This is a genomic window from Vibrio sp. 03_296, from assembly GCF_002265885.1.
Map to the genome: position 1 here is coordinate 1 of NZ_NPKW01000274.1, position 944 is coordinate 944.

At 42.2% G+C, this 944-nt stretch carries 1 pseudogene; it reads left to right on the forward strand.

Going from position 1 to position 944, the window contains the following annotated elements:
• Positions 1–208 precede the first annotated feature (208 nt).
• A pseudogene (locus tag CIK04_RS23945) lies at positions 209–834 on the forward strand (GntR family transcriptional regulator).
• Positions 835–944 lie beyond the last annotated feature (110 nt).

The window sequence follows — 944 nt, forward strand, 5'->3', positions numbered from 1 at the left end:
AAGAATTCGTTACAATTTGTAAAAAATAAAAAGAGGGCCTCGGTCCTCTTTTTTTTATGAAACGGCTTGCGATAACAATTCAGTACGCTATATTATCAACCAGAATTGCGTACCGTTAAAATAATACACATTCTTACTATACAGAATATATTGTTATCAATGAGGTTTTCTTGTGTCTAGCCCGACCCTAACTGACAAAGTATCAAAAATGATCTGCCAGGATATTCTTCATGGCGAGCTGAAACCAGGACAAAAATTAGTCGTCGCGGATCTAAAAGACAAGTACAACGTTGGGGCATCACCAATCCGCGAAGCACTCGTGCAGCTCTCTTGGAGCAAATACGTCAAACTTGAACCACAAAAAGGCTGTTGGGTTGCCCCTGTCTGCGAAACGAACTGCGCGATCTTTATGAAAGCCTACGCGTCGTGGCTCCTGTTTTGCTGWAAAAAGCAATCGCTTGCGGAAATGAAAACTGGGAACTTGAAGTACTAACGGCTTATCACAAACTTTCCCGCGCCCAGAATTTAGACACCACACCAGATTGGACAGAATGGGAAGAGCGCCACAACCATTTCCACACCACGTTACTTGCAGGCGCTGAAGCAAGAAACATGTTTGATTTCTTTAGAGATCTCGCCAATCAAATTAAACGTTACCGCTATTTTGCTCTCTCCCAACACCAAGGTAATAAGCACTCTCTGTTTGATATTGAAGAGCATGAGATGATCATGAAACTTGCTTTGGCAAAAAATTCTGAAGAAGCGGCGCGCCTTTTAGACAGCCATCTTGATAGTTCGATGAAAATGATTGAAACCGCTATCCAAGCCGCTTAGTTTCATTTTGCAGAAACAAAAAATCGGGGATATTCCCCGATTTTTTTTGTCGTGATGCCCAAACAATCTGAAGCTGCTTTTTCAAGTTGATGCGTTTGCATCTACCAGCC